The sequence below is a fragment of the Psychrobacter sp. AOP31-B2-9 genome (assembly GCF_052378005.1).
Classification (GTDB): Bacteria; Pseudomonadota; Gammaproteobacteria; order Pseudomonadales; family Moraxellaceae; genus Psychrobacter.
The window spans coordinates 1-21,186 of record NZ_JBQSXG010000035.1; the positions used below are offsets into that span (position 1 = coordinate 1).

The following is a 21,186-nucleotide window of genomic DNA, read 5'->3' on the forward strand; positions in this document are numbered from 1 at the left end:
CTCACATGCATTAACAGTGGATGGTCAAGCCGTTACCAGCTTAAAAAAAGCACTGTTATTGTGTTTTGGCTTTACGTGGCTCAATCCACACGTCTATCTAGATACATTGGTACTCGTTGGCATGGTTTCAACAGGTGCTAGTAGCAAACTGGCATTTGGTGTGGGTGCCGTCAGTGCATCGTTCTGTTTCTTTTTTGCCTTAGGTTATGCTGCACGACTGCTTCGACCATTATTTTCCCAACCAAAAGCATGGAATATACTCGACGGATTGGTCGGCATACTGATGCTGTACTTAGCGTGGCACTTATATAATAGTTAATATAGTCAATCCTCTATAAATTGGATACGGTGTCAGGCTTGCTTAGTCTACGAGTTGTAGTATTTTCACTCGCCTTCCTTGTATCCAAATTATATTGAACCGACTATGGTTAATATGGCCGCTATATATACCATTCACAAAAAAAGCCAAACACGCTGAAACGTATTTGGCTTTTATCTTTTTAGACAATAATCATTGTTAACGATGCTACTTATTTACGACGCTTTTTTACGATTTTTGGGCTTCACAAGCGACATATTCAAAAAGTGCTCAAGCGAATCATCAAGCACATCCAACCACGGCTCTGGTAATTCAGGGGATAACGTACCCGTCAATGTCGAACGATAACCTTTTTCTCTAAAGGTCATGATATTGTCGGTTTTGTCTATTTGCCATTCTTTTAAGATATCACCCTGCTTTTCTACCGCAAACTCTGGGTAATCTGTTGCATTGGTCAAATCACGAATATAGGCGGCTTGAAAGTCAATGGAATCGCTAACCGTCGCGCACTTAGCATACGTTGCCACCCATTCTTGCTCGTCTGCTGTACGTGTCGCCAAATCAGGTATTTTAATATCACCCATAATCACATCACGGGCATACCACGCTTGTGCATCAAACATATTAAAGGTGAAATACTGATCCTGCATACCCAAATAAATAAGCTTTGGATTGGGCTGCCAAAAGATACCTTTATATAAATTCTTAGGATACAAGCAATTATGCGTTTGCAGACGTAGCTCATCTGGCATAAACGGGAAATGGAACAAATACCCTGTACACATAATAATGGCGTCAAATTTTTGGCTCGTGCCATCGGCAAAGTGCGCCACATCATCTTCAAAATGAGTCACTAAAGGCACTTCCTTAATACCATCAGGCCAATCGTAACCTAAAGCTTGGGTCCGATAGCTGATAGTGACTGATTTGGTGCCGTATTTATAACACTGCGTACCGATATCTTCGGCTGAATAACTGCTACCAATCAGTAAAATATCTTCGTCTTTGAATTCCAATGCGTCACGGAAATCATGCGCATGGAGGATGCGACCTGGGAAAGTTTCCAAACCTTGAAAATACGGCATGTTTGGCGTTGAGAAATGACCAGTCGCTACCACGACATAATCAAACTCTTCGACCTCTTGCTCATTGGTTTTATGGTTCATCACTGTCACAGTGAATTTTTGCGTGTCATTGTCAAATGCTACCCAACGTACAGGGCACTCAAAGCGAATATATTTTTGGATGTCTTGCTTGTCGATACGACCCATGATGTAGTCTTTTAGCACTTCACGTGGTGGGTATGAAGGGATGGCTTCACCAAAGTGTTCATCAAATGAATAATCTGCAAATTCTAAGCACTCTTTTGGGCCATTCGACCACAAATAGCGGTACATACTGCCGTGAACAGGCTCACCGTTTCTGTCTAAACCGGTACGCCAACTATAATTCCACATACCGCCGATGGCATTTTGCTTTTCATAACAAACTATCTCAGGTAAGTTTTCAGCACCAGCCAATCGGGCCGCTTCGAAAGCGCGTAATTGTGCTAAGCCACTTGGACCTGCGCCTAAAATAGCAATTCTTTTATTACTCAAAGTTAGCTCCTATAGTATTAATTGTCTTTATAATCTAACATATTTTTATAGGTGATGTTTATTCTCAATACTTTTGGTGATTTATCGCTATTATTTTAGGCATAGCTACGCTGTAAAAAATGGTTTTTTTAATCAAATTCTCGGTTTTGTAATAGTCAGGAAGTAGTAAAAGGCAACTGACAACTCATCTTAATTGACAGTTTTTTGATATATTTTTGATATTAGTTCTTGATGTTAGATTTAACTGATGACCAATTTAAACTGATAACTAGCTTTAACGAACAGTAGGCTGTCATTTTTTCTACAGCCTGAAGGGTGAAAGGATAAAAATTGACGCTGATATGATACACAAAGCCATTATGCCAAACTAGGAAACAAAGTACGTAATGCGTTTACGATGATTTCGATAGAGACTGCAGCCAGTAGCATACCCATAATTCGACTCATGATGTTAAGCCCTGTATCTCCTAACAAACGGCTGATGCGACCTGCGGCCATTAATGCTGCATAGCAAAACAAGCTAATAAACAGTCCAGCAATCATGATGGCAGATACTTCCTTCACACCAGAGACTTGGGCAGAATAAATAATAACCGTGGAAATACCACCAGGTCCAATCATCATCGGAATAGCAAGAGGAACCACAGCAGCTGCCATCGAAGCTGGTGAATCTTGTACATGATCGACATCGAAGTTTTCTTGGTCAGGCTTAACTGGATTGCCTTCACCATTCATCATATTGAGGGCAATTAGAAATACTAAGATACCACCTGCCAACTGAAACGAACCTATCGAGATACCAAGTGCGTTTAGTAAAACCTCACCTGCTACGGTAAAAAAACTGATCGTGATAAAAATCGTCAAGCAGGCAACACGCGCAACTTTACGTCGATTATTCATTGAATAACCGCGGGTTAAATCCAAAAATAACGTCAAGGCGCTAAACGGATTAATCAATACCAAAAAGGCTAAGATTATCTTGATGATTTCAGTATTCACTGAGCACTCACTTGTTTATTTGAGATACAACTGCTGAAAAAATTAAGGCCATCGTGCGAGTGCAACGATGACCCAATAAACGGTGAAAATAGCATTGTGGCTTATATTGTAGCATAGGGAGATAAGCCAATTAAATCATTAACTTTATGTATAGTCAGTCCTAAATAAAAGAGATACATTTTTCTTGCTTGCTGTGCCTACGCAGACAGAGGCTGCGAAAAATGTAACCCGTATCGCTGTATTTATTTTATAGTGGATCACCTATAGTTATATTATCTATGCATGAAAGTCCAAACCAATATCTAATGCCGTGCTACTGTGCGTTAGGTAGCCCATAGCAATAAAATCCACACCTGATTGGGCAGCCGCTTTAACGGTATCTGGCGTGATACCACCTGATGCTTCAGTCTTAGCTCGACCTTGGCACATAGCCACAGCTTGTGATAATAGCTCAGGTGACATGTTGTCCAAAAGAACCAAACTCACCCCAGCATCTAATGCTTGCGCTAGTTGCTCTAAAGTATCGACTTCTACCTCAATGGGAATGAGATGACCTGCAAAACTTTGGGCTTGCTGAATGGCTTTTTTTATATCGCCAGCAATGGCAATATGATTGTCTTTGATTAAGATAGCATCATCTAATCCTAGACGGTGATTACGCCCGCCACCGCATCGTACTGCGTATTTTTGGACAATACGTAGGCCTGGTATGGTTTTACGTGTACAGGTAATCTGCGCTGGATAATCAACCACGCTATCTACAATTTGTCGGGTCTCTGTCGCAATCCCACTGAGATGAGTCATAAAATTAAGCGCCGTGCGTTCTGCCGTTAGCAGATGACGCGCATTACCACGAACACTAGCCAATACGGTACCAGCGTCAACCAGCTCACCATCATCAACTTGAGCGGTAAACTCAATCTGAGCATCAACCAGTGCAAAGGACAAACGTGCCAAATCCATACCGCATATCACACCTACCTGCCGCGCTCTAATCTCTAGTTGGGCATGCATATCAGCAGGAATCGTGGCTTGGGAGGTCACATCTCCGCGCCGACCCAAATCTTCGGTTAAAGCAGCTTCTACTAGAGGTATAAGCAATACGTCATTCAATGCAGGTTCTTTGTTACTTGTCATAGATAACCCTTAATATAATGCTGCTATTCTGTTGTATTAAACTCAAAGTGAGCATAAATATAACGTAAAGTTCATGACCCTGCAAGAAAATGACACTATTTCATGCGGTTGATAAAATCGATAGGCATAGAACATAATAGTAGTTTAGGGAGTGCAATAATATTTGAATGTTTATTTGCGCTTAGGCAATTTGCTATCCATCAATAAACTTTGTAGTTCAATATCATGGCAGAACCGGTAAAGCTTGGCAGGACGACCACGCTGCGCACTACTACTCTCCCCTGTCTCCGTTACTAGATTCTGAGAATCTAGCAGACGGCGAAAGTTTTGCTTATGCAAACGCACTCCTGAGAGCGCTTCTACGCTCTGCTGTAATTGCGACAAGGTAAAGGCATTTGGCATCAAACCAAAGATAAGCGGGCGATATTCAATCTTGGCACGCAGCCTTGAAATAGCCGTAGCAATCACTCGGCGATGATCATAATACATCGGCGTACCTATTATCTGTGCCCAGTCTTTTGGCAATTTTTGTGGCTGGTAATAAGTAGACTCTGGAATCAATCCTGCCTCATAAAGCATCTCGTAGCGCAGTAACACATGTTCAGCAACCCATTCTCTACTGTCATGGATATGCTCGCTAACATTTTTATTGATAGCTTCTATGTTTTCAATATCGTCATCTGCTAAAAACCTCTCACTCAACCCCCAACACAAACCAATACGCTGATACCGCCGCTGTTGCGTGATTGAATCAGCGGCCTCATTTGCCCAATTTAACAATGCAGGCACAATGAGATTCACAATGATATCAGGCTTGCCTTCCAAGTGATTTTCCCACGGGAAATAATCATACCAATCTCGCCATACTGCCTTGCTTTGCAGCTGCTGCGTTTGCGTCTCTTGCACCAATCCCAAGTAACTCACATAGACCAACGCATGACCATCGACGTTACGCCTATTGGTATCGACAAAGGTATATAACTGCTCCAAATAACCCAGTGGCTGCTGCGTCTGTTCTTCTACCCACTGCCGTACGCCAGACTGTAGCGAGCGATGTAAAGGCATGAGTGGTCCATTAGGCAACAATTTACCTTGATCAACTGTGAGTACTCGTGCCGTATGATCTGTAATCGCAACTAGAACCGCAACGACCTCAGTGGTTCCGCTACCCTGCTGATGCGCATGTGAATAAGACAACGTCATGATTTTAGTAATTATCCTTTTATCTTTTAGCGTGCAATAAACTTTATCTTTTAACGTGCAATAAAAAGTCCATCACACTTATTATTTATCGTATGACTTAGTATAGCGTGAATCTATAACTATCACAGTCTACCGTTGTAAACATCAACTGCTAAAAGAACATCGACGGCTAAAAGTGAGAAGTGAGAGAAAGCATTTTGCACAAATACATACTCTATTAAAAGGAGTATATAAAAAACCACTTGTATTTATGCTCAAAAAGAGCATAATTAAAAACCTGTCAATACGATGTCTTAAATTGGACTAATTTGGCACAGCCAATCGTATTTTGAGGTTGATATCACTTTTAGCGGCAGATGACTTGTCGTTACTGCACTAGAGGTTTGTACTTATGAAAACTTATCCGTATGACGCACCCATCATGAGCCATGATAATCATATTGCCGCACGCATGAATATCGAATATGCCAAAGCAAAAATGCCAGCAGATCTGCCACGATCTGAGCGTTTGGTGGTTGAGGCTAATATCAAGAAACTGCTAAAAGAACACAATGCCGTACTGGTCGCACATTATTATGTCGACCCTTTTATTCAAGATTTAGCATTAGCGACTGGTGGTTGCGTTGGTGACTCACTTGAGATGGCACGCTTCGGTCAAGCACATAGCGCACAGACATTGGTAGTCGCAGGTGTACGCTTTATGGGCGAATCGGCCAAAATACTGAGTATGGAAAAGACGGTACTGATGCCAGATTTAGAAGCCGAATGCTCGCTTGATTTGGGCTGCCCTGTTGATGAATTTTCCGCATTCTGTGATGCCCATCCTGAGCGTACGGTCGTGGTCTATGCCAACACCAGCGCTGCGGTCAAAGCCCGTGCGGATTGGGTAGTGACATCATCTGTTGGTATCGATATTGTCCGCCACTTACATGCCCAAGGTGAAACCATCATTTGGGGCCCTGACCGTCACTTGGGCAAATACATTGCGCGTGAGACTGGTGCAGACATGCTGCTGTGGCAAGGCTCTTGTTTGGTACACAATGAATTCAAAGCTACTGAGCTGTTGCAGTTAAAAGAAGGATATCCAAACGCTAAGGTATTAGTCCATCCTGAGTCACCTGATAGCGTGGTGGAGCTTGCCGATGTGGTCGGATCCACTAGCAAATTATTAAAATCAACTTATGAGATGGATGCCGATACCTTTATTGTGGCGACTGATTTGGGTATCTTGCACGAGATGCAAAAACGCTCACCAAACAAACGGTTTTTAGCCGCACCAACCGCAGGCGAAAGCGCCAGTTGTAAGAGCTGTGCGTTTTGTCCTTGGATGGCAATGAATGGTCTAAAAGGTATTGAACAGTGCTTAACGCAGCGTAGTGGTGAAGTATTGATGACGCCTGAGCTGGCAGCAGCAGCTAGCAAACCTTTACAACGTATGCTTGATTTTGCCGAAGCACAAAAGCAACAAGTCGCTGCCAGTGGTGACATCATAAAAGACCGTGCGCTATTCGCTAACGTTGGGGCAGCCTAGTATGAGCGCGGATAATATCAAGCAAACAGACGTGCTAATCATCGGTGCAGGACTGGCTGGTTTAAGTACTGCGCTATCACTACCAAAATCACTAAGCATCATGGTACTGAGCAAAGCCGATCTAGAGGTTTGTTCAAGTCATTATGCGCAAGGTGGTATTGCGGCCAGTTTGGATAAAAACGACTCGGTTACCGACCATATTAGCGATACGCTCATCGCTGGCGCAGGATTATGTGACGCCAATAATACCACTGATATCCTCAGTGCAGGACAGCAAGCGGTTCAATGGTTATGTGAGCAAGGCGTTCCCTTTACGCCGACCCTACAGCAACATGCGATAGCAGCAAATAAAGTACAGCGGACGAATAGCTTAACAACCAGTGACCTACATCTAACCAAAGAAGGTGGGCATGGCTGTAGACGAGTCGCCCACGCTGAGGATGCTACTGGGCGACATGTTATGGAAGCCTTGATCATAAAAGTGAAAGCGGCATCCAACATTACCATACTGCCTCATCATGAGGCGTTAAGTCTACTGAAAGATAATAGAGATAACCGCTGCCAAGGGGCACTTGTTTTTGATCATAACAACCAACGTCAGCTTACGGTTTATAGTCAAGCTGTCGTACTGGCCAGTGGCGGCTTGGGACAGCTATTTAAACGAGCTAGTGCGCCAAATGTCTGTGTCGGTGATGGCGTGATGATGGCGTGGCAAGCAGGTTGCCGATTGGCAAACTTAGAGTTTATTCAATTTCACCCGACAGGACTGGCATTAGGCGATAGCAGCTTTTTAATCTCTGAAGCACTGCGCGGTGAAGGTGGACGGCTGTATTGCCCGCAGACAGGCAAACGTTTTATGCTCGATATTGATGAGCGCGTAGAACTAGCGCCACGAGATATCGTCGCAAGAGCAATCGCTGAGCAAATTAAAAACAATGATATGGGCTACGTACACCTTGATGTTAGCCACCTACCGACAGATTTTTTGCAAGCGCATTTCCCACAAATTTATCAAACCCTCTTAACGCTTGGCATTGATATTGCGACAGCGCCTATACCAGTGGCTCCTACCGCTCATTATAGCTGTGGTGGCGTGGTTACCTCTGCCAATGGTTTGACTGATGTCATTGGTCTTTATGCCGCAGGCGAAGTGGCGTATACAGGCTTGCATGGAGCAAACCGTTTAGCCAGTAATTCACTGTTAGAGTGTGTGGTGGTTGGACGAAATATCGCCGCTGATTTGCCGCGCTATTTAGCAAAAACATCTGAACTAAATCCTTTGCCCAATAACACACACTCATCTCAAGTCTTAGCTGATGCTTGGACACCACCTGTAATTGAAAACACTCAGTCAATTATCGTTCCTAATAGCACACCGTCAGCCCCCAACCTACCTGATCATTATAGAGCTAGACGATACTGCCATTTTAATACTGCAATCACCGAAAAAACGGCTGCATTAAAGCGATTGATGACAGCCAATATGGGTATTACTCGTGATGCTGAGCAGTTAGAAGACGCACTTGTACAGATACAACAATGGCAACAGTGGCTAGCAAAACCTGATTTAGGTGCTATTCATAGCAGTGCCAATAACGCTAACTGTAACAACCATCATAATGAGATAAATAGAAAACAAATATCCATAAAAACAGACAGAGTCCTTGCTTCTCAACCACTCTCACATTTCCAATTAGCAAGGCAATTACAATTGGCGACATTAATCGTTCAATCGGCTTATCAACGTCTTGAAAGTCGCGGTGGTCATTATCGAAAGGACTACCCAGATATAGCGACTATTCCTCAGGTAAGTGTGCTTGAGCCGTTATTAGGTACGAGAGAAGGTAGCATTAATTGGTCGATTCAGCCTATAATCAACCAGTCAGAATCTAGCACAATAACTGCTATCTAAAAGTAGACTGAGCGGTTCTGACAGCGTATCCAATCTATTTGGAATTGATTACACCTTTTAAAGTGCTGAAAATATGTCTACTGATCTGCTGTTTGTCATCGGACTCATGACCGTTGTAAGTTTAGTTTGGGGGATGCTTGCCCTACCTCGCCTGCGAGCTCGCCTACCTAAAATTTATCTGATTACCCGCTCGTGGTGGTTTATGCTGACCGCGCTATGTCTATGTTATATCGTTGCTAAGCTAGAGTATCACGAACCATACGCTCACTATCATCCTTACCAGTGGCTACTCATTGCTTTTTTTGTTTTAATCGGTCTACGCGGATGCTACGAGCTTCAACGCTTATGGTGCTTAAATGGCAAAGCGGGTCTCATTCGTAAACTACAGGCGCGCGGACTACAACCGAAAAATGGCATTGATGAGAAACATTCAGCCCTTATCTCAGCACCTATCGATGCATCTGCACATTTAAATATATTAGACATCGTCTTTAGCGCTGCTTTTATTTTACTGATCATCAGCCTTATCGCCTTACAACAACTAACCTGGCAACGTGAGCAATATGGCGTATTGCTGTTTGTACTATTTGCCAGTCAGTTCAACGATATTGCTCAATATCTATGTGGACGATTACTAGGCCGGAAATGGTTTAAACGAGGCCTTGCCCCAACCATTAGCCCAAACAAAAGCATTGAAGGCGCTATTTTTGGCAGTTTTTGTGCGGCTATATTGGCTTCGTTTCTAGGATTATTACTCACGCCTTTTAGCTGGTGGGTTTGCTTACTGGCAGCCTACAGCTTGGCTGTGAGCGGTATTGCGGGGGATTTATTAGAATCAGCATTTAAGCGCCAACATGGGGTAAAAGACACTGGTACGATGCTGGCTGGACATGGTGGCGTATTAGATCGGGTGGATAGCTTACTAATTGGGGTGCCGTTATTTACCTTGTTCTACTGGATATTTGGATGAGCGGTCTATTTTTGATTAAGACAATGCTTGGTTAAGCAGGCTTATCTAGCTTACTACGTAATATCCAATTGAGCACAGGCTTAGGTAAATGGTTTAGCGTGCGAGTAATGTAGCGCATCGATTTTGGAAACACGGCCAACTCAACATCGTCGTCAATCGCTTTCATGATATTTGTTACCGCTGTTTGCGTACTCATGATAAATGGTTTGTGACTGGCATCACCATCATTCAAATCACGCAATGCTTGGGTATCGATATAACCTGAAGCAATGCACGTCACTTGAATATTATAAGGGTCAAGCGCCAATCGATAAGCACTGGCCGTCGCTATCATCGCGCGTTTGCTTTTGGCATAAAGACTGGCATAGGGATAATCGAGCGTACCCGCAATGGATGCCAAGCAAATAAGGCTTGGCTTAAGGTTATTAGTGGCGTTGTTGTGAGTGACATCATTGTGAGTAACGTTGCTATTAGTAATATTGTTATTAAAGACATCGATCGGCTGGCTTTGCTGCTTTAACTGCTTGCTGGCCCAGCTAAATATCTGCTCAAACGCTTGCAGATTAATCGCTAACATCTTATCACTGTCTGCTTGATTCAACTGATGCGTACGCTCATTGGTATAGCTGCCCGCACTATAAATCAGCCTGTCAAAGCGTATACTCGATAATTTCTCTAATAGATTTTTTATTTGAGTGTCATCAGTCAGCTCACAAGCATAAGTCCTGATAGTCGGATACTGGCTGTTAATATGCTCTATCTTTGCCATTCGACGCCCAACCACGCTCACCTGCCAGCCAAGCTGAAAATGATGCACAGCCAGTGCCAAACCAATCCCACTTGTACCACCAATGACAATGATATGCGGCGCGTGATTTTTAGCGTTATCTTCTGCGTAAGTTTTCATAATTGATGCTGCTGTATGTAATCGATCGTACGCTGATAACCATACTGCCATTGCGCCTGCATTTGCTGCACAAAGCCATCATAGTCAGCATGTATCAGCTCGACGGTCATTTGCTGTAGATTAAAACGCTTATGCACATTTTGACCCGTCAGCTGCTGGGCATTATCGGCAAATGGTAGCCAATGAGGCTGTGTTGCTTTTGGCGAGGTGACTTTTGACAGTGCGGCTTGCGATTGATAACTATGTACTGTGGCCAAGCGCGCATTTGGGTCAAAACCAAAAACCCGTTTAATGGCAGGTGCAGCAAGCCACGCATCGTAACCATCCTTGGTCTCTGCAAATACCGTTTCAGCCAACTGACAGGCCAGCTCAATAGGCGTGAGGTTAATCACGCCGCCCAAGCACCAACCAAGCTCTGTAATATGGGTGGGCGGTAAATAATACATGTCTGCCATAGAAGCACGAACCACTGACTGAATATCCCATTGGGTCAGGAGCTTAACAGGCGGATGTATCCGCTCACTGGCAAAGGCATGCGCAGGTGATGTCATTAGCTCGGTAGGTAGGTCTGACAGATAATCTGCCAAACGCAGCGGTGCAAACAACAATTCTTGCAGTTTTAAATTATCATTGGCTAGAGCATCAGCCATATTGCTATCGAAAGGCATTGAATACAGGCGGCTAGCGATAATGGCTATCTCTGGCGTTGTTTTATTAGCATCAAAGTCACTCTGTCTACTAGAAGCAAAACTAGATAGCTCATCAAGCCATTGCTCCTCATTATCAATACGAAACATCGCCAATTGTTGCAACTCATCTAGGAGTCGCGCATAGCTGTCTGCTTGCCGATGCAGCTGAGCTTTGGATGATTGATGTGATAATGACAAACCCAAACGTTTGAGTGCATGAGTCATATAGCGCATTTTTGCACGCCTGTTGGCCTCATCAGGAGTGACATGGCGAATTGCTTTGATAACTGAATAGAGCTCACGGCTGTACATCAGCCCTTGCAAGTCTTTAGGATCAGACGCTAGCTTGACCAAATAAGCGGATAAGCTTCCACCGCAAGTACCAATAATCATATCTGGCTTTAGGTCATGCTCGACCAACGCCGCATAACTACCCAGATAATAGCCAAAACGTGAGCCACCTCCAGAAAAAAGCTGCACACGCTCATAAGGCTTGGTATGGTTAGTAGTCATGTGTTATTTATCATCGATTGGTGCAGTTTTAATCGCCAATGACACCGTAAAGATACCAAAACGATCGATACGCATGGCAACCTTTTTAAAGCCAGCACGCTCAACCAATTGATCCATCTCCGCTTGTGAGCGACAGCGCATTACCCAGCTGCTACCACGATGGTTGTTTAAGGTTTTACTGATGAATTCTTGCTCGGGGTGCCACGGCTGGTTGGTATAAATCAAATAACCATCCGCTTTTAAGCTGTCATAAATCCCAGCCAGTGCTGTTTCAGGTAGCGTATTGTCAGAAAATAATTCAAACACGCCTGAGCTAATGGCAATATCGAAACCTGTATCAACCTTGCTGCTGCTCGTTTTTTCTACCTGCTGATAACTGGCGGCGTCAAACGCATCCTTTTGACAAGCGACGACTCGATTAGTAATGGCTAAATTAGAGGCTTTCGCTTGCAGTGCTTGGATATTATGCATCTCATAATCTCGTAGCTCCGCATGCAAATCGGTAAACTCAGTCAATAAGTCAAATGCGTAGAAACCATGACCACTGGCAATATCTAACAGTTTTGGTTGATATGGTTTAGTGTTATTTTGGTTTTTGTCTTTAATATCTGCGAGCGCTAAACGTGCCAGCTCTAATATATGTGCGCGGCGTATACGAATACCCTGCCAACCGATATTGTTTAAATAAAACTTATCAACTGCATGCCCAAATTTATTTTGACCGCTTGGCTGATTGTAATAAACGTGATCAAGCGAGTGGCCCGAATCAAACCCATGCTCAAGCCCTGTGGCAATCGCATCGCTGACATGACCGAACTTTTGCATCGCAAAACGAGTAATGGCAAAACTCGGATTAAATGGCTTAATCGCTAAGCGGTCTACCTTGTCTTTACTGGCGCTATTCAAATGCGCGGTACTCAAATCAGGCGCCTGTACTGGCGCAGCAAAGACCTGCTCAGCAAAATCTATGCAGTCGGCAAACACATCTGCCTTATTGGTTTCGTGAAAGATTGCGTGATAACTGTCTGGGTATAGTTGCCAGCGCTTGGTAGGCGTATCAATCGCTTCATAAAACGCGCGCTCAGCCTGCTTATCCACCACGTAATCTTTACCCGCACACAGTACGAACGTCGGAACGGTAATGGCACCAGCATCATCCAGCAAACGTTGACCCGTGGCATGAGTATCAATCAATAAGTCAGTCGAAATACTGTTCGATATCAATGGATCCGCATTGTAGGCTTGCTGCGCGTCTTTATCATGGGTCAGCACTTGTGCTTTGACATAACTGCTGACACGTGACATCAAACCCAGCGTACGTGCCACCTTTAGTGACGGTATCGCAAAGGGCATGTACAAGCGAATGCTTAGCGCAGGCGTGCCGAGTATCATACCGCGAATATTGGGCGCATAATCATGCACCCATGCTGCCGCCAGTACCGCACCGATACTACTGGCGACGATCAGGGTATCCTCGATAGCAATGCCAGTTTGCCCGATAACCAGTTGCACAAATCCATCTAAATCTCTCTCTAGTTCAGTGACACTCTCTGCATGGTCTTTGATACCCCCTGAGCGACCATTGCCACGCGCATCCCACGCAAACACTTGATAGCCTGCTGCTGCAAACTGCTGTCCTAACTCGGCTAATCGGCCCGAGTGCTCATGCCCACGGTGTAATAAGATCACTTGACGTAACGGCTGAGCGGCTTTTTTAATCGTTGATTTTTGCATATCTACTAACGGCATCGTGAGCCAATAGCGATAATAAATAGCCGTGCCATCATAAGCGTTGTAGCAACTTTCACCATTTATAATTTCACCATTTACATCTGTGGGTGAAGACTGCTCAAAACTAACACTGGCCTGTTCTTTTAGTTTTTGACTATTAACGGGGGTAGTTGGCATTTCTTTGAACTCCAATGGGTAGGCGTTGTCAGTATAATTATTTGGTAAAGCAGTATTCAGGGATAAAGCAGTATCACGTGATGAAGCAATGTTGATAGATAGTGAGTTGTTTTTCGACTCACGCGTTACTGATCGAAGTGTTGGCGGCTGATGCATCAAGTATAAATGGACCATATAGCGTATACGATTTAAGCACGTTTTGAGTAGGAGTGCTTCGGTCAATATGAATAGCGGTGTGATGCTGAAATGGGCGCGCGATAACGGCAGCTTACTCCCCATAACAGCACCAAGCACGCCTAGTATTAAAGCGCGATCACTTTTCCCTAAAGGCCCTTGGTTCGCCCTAGCCCCTAGTATTGTATTGCTGGCGATACCGAGCAGCTCGGTACTCATACTCAATGCCGTCATGCTACTGATATGCCGCTGCGTGCTAAACCATTTACTCGTACCAGTTTGTCGTTCAGAATTAATTCGTAAATCATATTTAGCGACATGAGGAGCCAAACTGGTAATGAGCACCGTATCAGCGATAATGTCGCCCACTTCGTTGAGCACTGCACCCAGCGTTGATGCTTGACCATGCTCACGCGCCATCATGCCGTCAATGGCATTGAGTGCCATCCGTACGAATAATGATGAAGGTAATAGCAGCCATAACGCTTGCTGCTCGGTTGCAGGCTTCGCAATAACATAAGCCGTGCCCACACTTAATAGTACCGCAGACACAGTGACTTGATTGGCAGTAAAATTGTGCGCGACCAACGAATTACTGACTGGTCGCAGCTGATCTTGAAATTTAGGTTTGAGCTGATATAGCGACATAGTACTACCAAGTATTTTCGGTATCCTAATGTAACAACAAAAGTTTGCTAGGTAAATGCTTAGACGTGGTTATATAGTCAAAGTATTTTTAAATCGCTACAGTGCTGCTGGGATAAATTTTTCGCAGCCTCTGTGAATACAGCAAGCAAGTAAAATTTGTACCAGTAGTACCATAATACAATCATATCGGTTTTATGTTTCTTTGACTATAAATCAAATTACCCCCGATAAAATCGGGCTTTATAAAGAATCTAGTGTACCACTGTCAGTATTTACATATCGATATGATACAATCATCGGCTTGTTAAAAAGGCCTCATTAAAACCAGGAGTCTGCCGTTATGCAAAGTCTGATCACCCTTATTTTGGTCTTAATGCCAATGTTTATTGGCTTTGCCATTCCTTCTAATCCGGCTATGACAAAGCTTGCGGATAAAGGTTTGTCCTACTTAGTGTTTGTCATTTTAGCACTGATCGGTATTGAACTATCGCAAGTCGAGGGCTTAGGCGGTCAAGTAGCTGAGATTGTGCTGTATGTGGCCGTGCTTTCAATTCTCACTATCGGCTCTGGTCTATTGGCTTTAATGATATTCGACAACATACGCCCATGGCAGGCCAAAAAACCCAGCGTCAAATCCAAAGAACATCAAGTCAGTATTCGTGGTAGTCTCGCCCAAGTCGTTTGCGTAGTAATCGGCATGGTGATTGGTTATTTCCTACCCGCTGATTATATGCCACCTGAAAACACCATGACGGCTCTGTTAATGGTACTGATATTACTGGTTGGTATTGGGCTAAAGGGTTCGGGTATTACGCTCAAAGAAGTCATGCTCAATAAACGCGGCGTTGAGATGAGTGTCATTTTCACAATAGCAGTACTGGCTGGCGGCTTAATATTTGCGCTAGTGTTCAGTGATGTATCCTTGACGAAAGGCTTGGCACTATCATCAGGATTTGGTTGGTATTCGCTGTCAGCCATTGTCATGACCGATGCTTATGGCGCGGTCTGGGGTAGTGTCGCGTTATTTAATGACTTGGTGCGTGAGTTCTTTGCCTTGATATTTATTCCCATGTTTATGCGCAAATATCCGTCAGCAGCGGTAGGGCTTGGCGGCGCGACGAGCTTAGATTTTACCTTGCCAGTTATTCAGCAATCAGGCGGTTTAAAGGTCGTGCCATTGGCGATTAGCTTTGGTTTTATTATTAATATAATCTCGCCTGTATTGATGGTATTGTTTTCAGCGTTGGGGTGATAATGTAGTAGAACGTTTGAATCGATATACTTTGGTAAAAAAGGAGAGCGGCATGTCTATGTGGGAAGTAGAGCATATCATTGAGCAGACCATAAAACTCATTGCTAGCGCCGATAGTACTGACAGAGAAAAACGCCATTTAATACATAATGCTTATTACCTACAAGCCGCTTTCGATACAAGCCATACGCACTTTAGAGTAAAAGATATTTTACTCAGCACTCAATATATGCAAGCCTACGCTATAGAGGAATTCCCAACATATCATCTGTATCCAAAATATTTCGATAGCCTTATAGATGCTGGTGATGCATGGGTTTATGATAACCCTACAGCTATTCGGTCAGCTGACAATCCTGAGGTCGCACTATGGGACAATGAGTCACAGCGCTTATATGTAGATTTTGGCAGTCCCTATTATAGCCTCAATACTGACGAAACTGTGGCACTCTATGAACCGCTAGACTTTGCATTACTTATCATTAGAGAAGCTAGTAAACAAAACAACAAAGGCATAGTCTATGATTGGACTGGTTTCGTTCTCTTTTATTTACTGACAATGTTACCAAGTGACAAGACGGTTTCGGAGCTGCAACAGCCATACTTTACAGAAATAAGAAGCATATTTGCATCGTTCGATTTTACTAATTATGAGCCTATCGATGATCGTCTAGATTTGTATAGTGACTTTCACAAAGAATGGTTGTCAGAGCAGCAGCTTAAATGGTTAATGTATGTGACCGCAGTATAAATAATTCCATCTTAACTCATACCTTTATCAACCTAATAACAAGTCCTTATCTACCTGACAAGCTCTATCGTGCCACTCAATAAATGCCTGTATGTCTTTATGCTCTAATTGATGGGTAGTATCCTTACCAGTAAAGCTCTCAATATAACGGCACGCTCGATAGTTTTTAGCATACTTATCGTAATTGTTAATCCACTGATTACGTGCTTTTAACTCGTTTTGACGTTGCTCAATACTACTATCTGCGTCTGTGCTCTCGGCATCAAACCAAAAATTTTTGGCAGGGATATCTTTAGTCAGTTTTTTGTCCGTAACCTCAGCCATGCGCCACGGTTTAGCAGTGAGCCGTGCTCGAAAGCACTGCTGCGCCTGACAGAGACGCACATAATTAGTATCTGCATGAAAATACTCAAACCAGTCCGAAACTAATGCATCACTTGGCGGGATAGTGTCGTGGGTGGCAATCATACGAAAGCCTGCGGGTGTCTCATATAAACGAAAGGACTCATTAGGATGATTGGCAACGCGCTGCTGAATTAAATCCGTTATAAAAGATGATAGCGAAGCAGAATCATCGGCATATTTTTGTATACGCGCTTTTTCTCTTTGACTGGCTTGTTGCCACAAATAAGCAGTCGCACCTACCATAACTACCAACAGCCATAACCATGATAATCCCAACCAAGAAATGACACTGGCAATAAGTATAAAAATAAGAACAAAAACCCAAACTTTTATTTTAGCTGCAGGCTGAGTTTGATTGTCGGTTAATAAAGTTATATAACCACGGCTGTCATAATCGTCAGGATATTTATAGTGCAATAACTGATCGTTATCAACATCGATAATCGCAATATTATTAACATTGGCAACCTGCGCACCGTAACTGTTACGCGTGACAACAAGCTGCGTATCAGATGCCTGACTCTCTACACCAGCTTTAGTTAAACCATTCTCTGAGAAATTCTGCTCAGAAATAATCTGCTCACGTATAGGAATGCCATTACTTTCGTTATACTCTTCCCTACGCTCACGTCTGACAATATCCTCGCCATCTAGCCAGCGTTGATGCGCTTCATTTACTCGTTCCTTAGCATGAGCCAAAGCCTCTGCTTGACTGATATCTGACCAGCCATAGCGCTTAATGGTTGCTTGCTTTGATGACCGATCGGCCGTGGCTAGCGCATCAAAACGCTGCTTGTATTGCGCCCAGTATTTAGGGATGAGCATAAGGGGTTACCTTAAGATATTTGGTTTAAGATAAATGAAAATTGAGCACGAGGTTCTTACACCCCACTCGCCTGCTTAGCAAACATTCTCATGAGCGGTTTTATTTTGCCAACGCGGTACATGCCCTCATTACGTATCTGCTGCACGGGGCGTAATTGCGCAAGCGACCCTGCGAATAGCCAGTTAAGCGCAGAAAAGCTATGCATCATCAGGCTATTATGCGGACGACGCAGACGCTCGTAACTACGCAACGTTTGATTACTGCCCCAGATCGTACCGCCACTACGAGTAAAGTCGTGTGCTAATTGCTCGCTCAATACTTGTACATCGAGCATACCCAGATTCAGCCCTTGACCTGCCAGCGGATGCACACCATGCGCTGCGTCACCGATCAAGACTAAGTTATCGGCGACGTAACTATTCGCTTGTTGCGCAGTCAGTGGAAAGCTAGCAATGGATTCAATCTGACTGATAGCGCCTAGCTCATAATGACAGGCAGCAGCCAGTTTATCGGCGATAACACGGTCATCTTCCTCTATCAATGCCAATGCCTGATTGCGCGGCAACGTCCATACAATCGACTGCCAATGCTGTGGATTGATTTTGTCGTCGTCGGTGATATCCGCTAATGGCAATAACGCCAGCGTACCCGTAGGCAGCATCGCTTGACGTGCGGTTGCTTGGTGCGGTTTTTCAGTATGGATCGCACAGCAAATGGCAGTTTGATTATAATCAAGCGTGTCTAGTCCTATGGCTGCTTGCTGACGTACAAATGAGCCACGACCATCAGCGCCAACCAATAACCGAGCGTTAATCACAGTGCCGTTATCGACGGTCACACGGTATCCTTTTTGCGTACCTAACCAATCCATATTTGTCACTTTTTGCCCAGCGACAATAGTCAGATACTCACTGACATCACCCTCACCCAGACGTTGCCACAACGCATGTTCAATGACGGCTGGCTCGACCATACTACCGAGCATTGGGGGCATGATAGAATTAGACGAACCATCGCTACTTTCACCAAAATTATCACTACTCTCACCAAATAACAGCTCGCCCCTACCATTCAGTTGCCATACCTGCATTTGTGAGTAATCAGCCTTACGTTCAGAGCTCGCAATCTTTTGCCAAGCGCCCACGTTTTTTAGTAAATTAATACTGGCCAAGCTCAGCGCATACACTCGAGCATCACGTTTGCTCAGCACACCTTGCCAAGCTGATTCATCACGTGCTGGACGAGCATCAATTAACGTCACGGGCATTTTTGCTTGTGCCAGTTTTAGCGCAAGCGTTGCACCAACGATACCACTACCGATAATCAGCGTATGGTTATTTTTCATAAGGTGTCTCTCAATACGAGTCAAGATTAGAATGCTTGTTATTAAGGTCTGTTGATCGCTAAAATCGCGTCAAAAATTTCACTGCATATTGTCTATAGCACTACGACTTTAATCCCATCGCATAGGTCGCCACCAATGGCTTAATGTTTGGCAGCTTATCAAAGGCCACCAAAGCTGCATTTCGTGCTAGCTTTATCACTGGATTGGGATGAGTAAAACCATGGACGACAGCGTCACAGAATCGAATGACCCGTTTTTGGTCGCTTAGACGTGCCTTCTCATAACGCTTAAGTAGCGTTGGATCGCCGATGTCTGCGCCTTTGAGCACTTGCGCGCTCATCATCTGCGCTAATACATGGGCGTCTCGCATACACAGATTAAATCCCTGCCCTGCTACAGGATGCAGTGTGTGAGCGGCATTACCCATGATGACACAGCGACCATCTGCCTGTTTGTCCGCTAGCACGCGGGTCAGTGGATAAGCACCACGACGACCAGCAGCGACAAACGTGCCAGCACGCTGACCAAAAGCGTGTTGTAGCGTCTGTAAGAAATGCGCATCGTCTTCTAAATAACGTGTCTCTTCGCCTTTTGGACACACCCAAACGACCGAGCGTCTATAGCCGTTTTGATATTCATTATTGCCATCACCATCTGGATCCGTTAGTGGCAAGACAGCAAGTGGACCTGCTGGGCTAAAACGCTCAATCGCCACATGCTCATGCGGCTTGTCTGTCTCTACCACACCGACGATAGCTGTTTGCTGATAATCATAAGTCGTCGTGCCGATATCCAATAGCTGACGCACGGTAGAGTCACGGCCATCACAAGCGACCAAAACGCTGCCCTGCAATTGCTGCTCTGTTTTCTCTTCACCGTAATGGCTAAAGCTCAGCGTGACACCATCCGCTTTTTGTGTCACTGCGCTGACATTGGCATTATCAATCAGCGTAATCAATGGCGCCTGCTGTGCGGCTAATAAAAGCTCACGCCCAAGCCATGCATTCTCCATTACTTGACCAAATGACTCTACTTTTTCTTCCGCTTTATTGAGCTGTGCGCGACCAAAGCTACCTTGTTCACTGATTTGTACTGAATCGATACGGCAAGCATGGCTTTGTAACTTATCCCACAGACCAATCTCTTGGTAAATCTGTACCGTACGCCGCGACAGTGCGGTATTACGACTGTCCAAATAATGGCTACGATTGCGGTCATCATTTGGGCTGATGGTTGGATAGCGGTTTTTTTCTATTAATGTGCTCGCAATACCATGATTCGCTAGCAGTAAAGCAAAGGATAAACCGACATGTCCACCACCCGCGATGAGTACTTGCTGCTCCGTGATTGCCTGACGGTTGTCAGCTGTAGTTTCAACTTTATTTTGAGCATTCAATAAATTTACATCAGTATTTTGTATCATGCTTATTCCTACTTTATTATATGAGGCATGCTTGCTATACGCAGTTAATGAGGCACTTATTGCCGTTATCAGTTACTTTCATTTAGTGGCTTTTATTTAGTAGCTATCATTTAGCCGCTTCAATATTCTGACCTTGCTTATTTTATTCGTATTTTAAATTCAATTATAAAGCGCTATGATATCATTCATAGACTACCACAAATTACCTATCGCTCCATGCTCTTAACCGTAGACAAAGCGTGTACTAAAAACGCCTAATAATCTATACCACTAAGGGCCAACCTAGCATCCTATTAGAACAGAAAAACCATTAGGGCGTGTTGAACATTCAAATATTAGGGCTGCTGATTGCTAAAATTGCACCAAATTAGGCGCAAGCCGACGATAATGTCGAGACCTTAGCTAGGTTTGCAACAACGTTTGGGGTGGTTTTGGCATCAGCCCTTTGGGGCAGTACTATTTTTTGCCAATATATGGCGAAATTGTTTCACCTAGAATGACTAGGCATCAAAAATTTCAGTGCATATTGTCTGAAAAATAGTCGCTGCTAGCACCACATTTGAATGTTCAACACGCCCTGATCTTGTAAAAACGTTAAATAAAGCATGACAGTTGCAATCACCATACAAAAACAACGTCATGTAGATGCTGCATGGCTTGAAATTTAAAAACTATC

16 protein-coding genes are annotated in these 21,186 nt (G+C 44.0%); 6 read left to right on the top strand and 10 right to left on the bottom strand.

Annotated features, from left to right (window positions below):
* The coding region (locus ACT3SX_RS06015; protein ID WP_444518797.1) for a LysE/ArgO family amino acid transporter at nt 1–319 on the top strand (319 nt) is incomplete at its 5' end.
* 215 nt (nt 320–534) lie between these two features.
* On the opposite strand, the gene ACT3SX_RS06020 is transcribed toward ACT3SX_RS06015, so the two are convergent.
* The 4 genes from ACT3SX_RS06020 to ACT3SX_RS06035 form a co-directional block, all read right to left on the bottom strand.
* Nucleotides 535–1,917 carry an NAD(P)-binding domain-containing protein gene (locus tag ACT3SX_RS06020; protein ID WP_192519252.1) on the bottom strand — a complete coding sequence of 461 codons (1,383 nt, stop codon included), beginning with the start codon at nt 1,915–1,917 and terminating at the stop codon, nt 535–537.
* 357 nt (nt 1,918–2,274) lie between these two features.
* A complete protein-coding gene (locus ACT3SX_RS06025; RefSeq protein ID WP_192519251.1) occupies nt 2,275–2,916 on the bottom strand; it encodes a MarC family protein in 642 nt (213 codons plus the stop codon).
* Between the two features lie 276 nt (nt 2,917–3,192).
* Entirely contained in the window at nt 3,193–4,053 is an 861-nt protein-coding gene (gene nadC, locus ACT3SX_RS06030) for a carboxylating nicotinate-nucleotide diphosphorylase (RefSeq protein WP_192519250.1), read from the bottom strand.
* Nucleotides 4,054–4,224: 171 nt separating this feature from the next.
* A complete protein-coding gene (locus ACT3SX_RS06035) occupies nt 4,225–5,256 on the bottom strand; it encodes an NUDIX hydrolase (protein WP_192519249.1) in 1,032 nt (343 codons plus the stop codon).
* 391 nt (nt 5,257–5,647) lie between these two features.
* Between ACT3SX_RS06035 and nadA the strand changes: the two genes are divergently transcribed.
* The 3 genes from nadA to ACT3SX_RS06050 all read left to right on the top strand — a co-directional run bounded on the left by nadA (nt 5,648) and on the right by ACT3SX_RS06050 (nt 9,669).
* The gene (gene nadA / locus ACT3SX_RS06040) at nt 5,648–6,787 is read left to right on the top strand and encodes a quinolinate synthase NadA (RefSeq protein WP_192519248.1); all 1,140 of its coding nucleotides are present in this window, start codon (nt 5,648–5,650) and stop codon (nt 6,785–6,787) included.
* Nucleotide 6,788: 1 nt separating this feature from the next.
* Nucleotides 6,789–8,699, top strand: coding sequence for an L-aspartate oxidase (gene nadB / locus ACT3SX_RS06045; RefSeq protein ID WP_192519247.1), 1,911 nt, complete (start codon nt 6,789–6,791; stop codon nt 8,697–8,699).
* Between the two features lie 73 nt (nt 8,700–8,772).
* Nucleotides 8,773–9,669 carry a phosphatidate cytidylyltransferase gene (locus tag ACT3SX_RS06050; RefSeq protein ID WP_192519246.1) on the top strand — a complete coding sequence of 299 codons (897 nt, stop codon included), beginning with the start codon at nt 8,773–8,775 and terminating at the stop codon, nt 9,667–9,669.
* 31 nt (nt 9,670–9,700) lie between these two features.
* On the opposite strand, the gene ACT3SX_RS06055 is transcribed toward ACT3SX_RS06050, so the two are convergent.
* The 3 genes from ACT3SX_RS06055 to ACT3SX_RS06065 are packed head-to-tail and all read right to left on the bottom strand — an operon-like array spanning nt 9,701 to nt 14,508.
* Nucleotides 9,701–10,576, bottom strand: a complete 876-nt coding sequence (locus ACT3SX_RS06055) for an SDR family NAD(P)-dependent oxidoreductase (RefSeq protein ID WP_192519245.1) — start codon at nt 10,574–10,576, stop codon at nt 9,701–9,703.
* Nucleotides 10,573–11,778 carry a patatin-like phospholipase family protein gene (locus ACT3SX_RS06060; protein WP_192519244.1) on the bottom strand — a complete coding sequence of 402 codons (1,206 nt, stop codon included), beginning with the start codon at nt 11,776–11,778 and terminating at the stop codon, nt 10,573–10,575. The genes ACT3SX_RS06055 and ACT3SX_RS06060 overlap by 4 nt, the downstream gene beginning before the upstream one ends.
* Before the next feature lie 3 nt (nt 11,779–11,781).
* Complete coding sequence (locus ACT3SX_RS06065; RefSeq protein WP_192519243.1) at nt 11,782–14,508, bottom strand: alpha/beta fold hydrolase; 2,727 nt, start codon at nt 14,506–14,508, stop codon at nt 11,782–11,784.
* Nucleotides 14,509–14,848: 340 nt separating this feature from the next.
* On the opposite strand from ACT3SX_RS06065, the gene ACT3SX_RS06070 reads away from it, so the two are divergent.
* Together ACT3SX_RS06070 and ACT3SX_RS06075 are read left to right on the top strand one after the other, a co-directional pair.
* On the top strand, nt 14,849–15,760 hold the full coding sequence (locus ACT3SX_RS06070) for a lysine exporter LysO family protein (RefSeq protein WP_192519242.1): 912 nt from the start codon (nt 14,849–14,851) through the stop codon (nt 15,758–15,760).
* A gap of 52 nt (nt 15,761–15,812) precedes the next feature.
* Nucleotides 15,813–16,511, top strand: a complete 699-nt coding sequence (locus ACT3SX_RS06075; protein WP_192519241.1) for a hypothetical protein — start codon at nt 15,813–15,815, stop codon at nt 16,509–16,511.
* A 27-nt stretch (nt 16,512–16,538) separates the two neighbouring features.
* On the opposite strand, the gene ACT3SX_RS06080 is transcribed toward ACT3SX_RS06075, so the two are convergent.
* The 3 genes from ACT3SX_RS06080 to ACT3SX_RS06090 all read right to left on the bottom strand — a co-directional run bounded on the left by ACT3SX_RS06080 (nt 16,539) and on the right by ACT3SX_RS06090 (nt 20,510).
* The gene (locus ACT3SX_RS06080; RefSeq protein ID WP_192519240.1) at nt 16,539–17,741 is read right to left on the bottom strand and encodes a hypothetical protein; all 1,203 of its coding nucleotides are present in this window, start codon (nt 17,739–17,741) and stop codon (nt 16,539–16,541) included.
* A 56-nt stretch (nt 17,742–17,797) separates the two neighbouring features.
* Nucleotides 17,798–19,087 carry an FAD-dependent monooxygenase gene (locus ACT3SX_RS06085; protein WP_192519239.1) on the bottom strand — a complete coding sequence of 430 codons (1,290 nt, stop codon included), beginning with the start codon at nt 19,085–19,087 and terminating at the stop codon, nt 17,798–17,800.
* A gap of 100 nt (nt 19,088–19,187) precedes the next feature.
* Nucleotides 19,188–20,510 (bottom strand): FAD-dependent monooxygenase, encoded by a 1,323-nt coding sequence (locus ACT3SX_RS06090; protein WP_192519238.1) that lies wholly within the window; start codon nt 20,508–20,510, stop codon nt 19,188–19,190.
* Between the last annotated feature and the right edge of the window lie 676 nt (nt 20,511–21,186).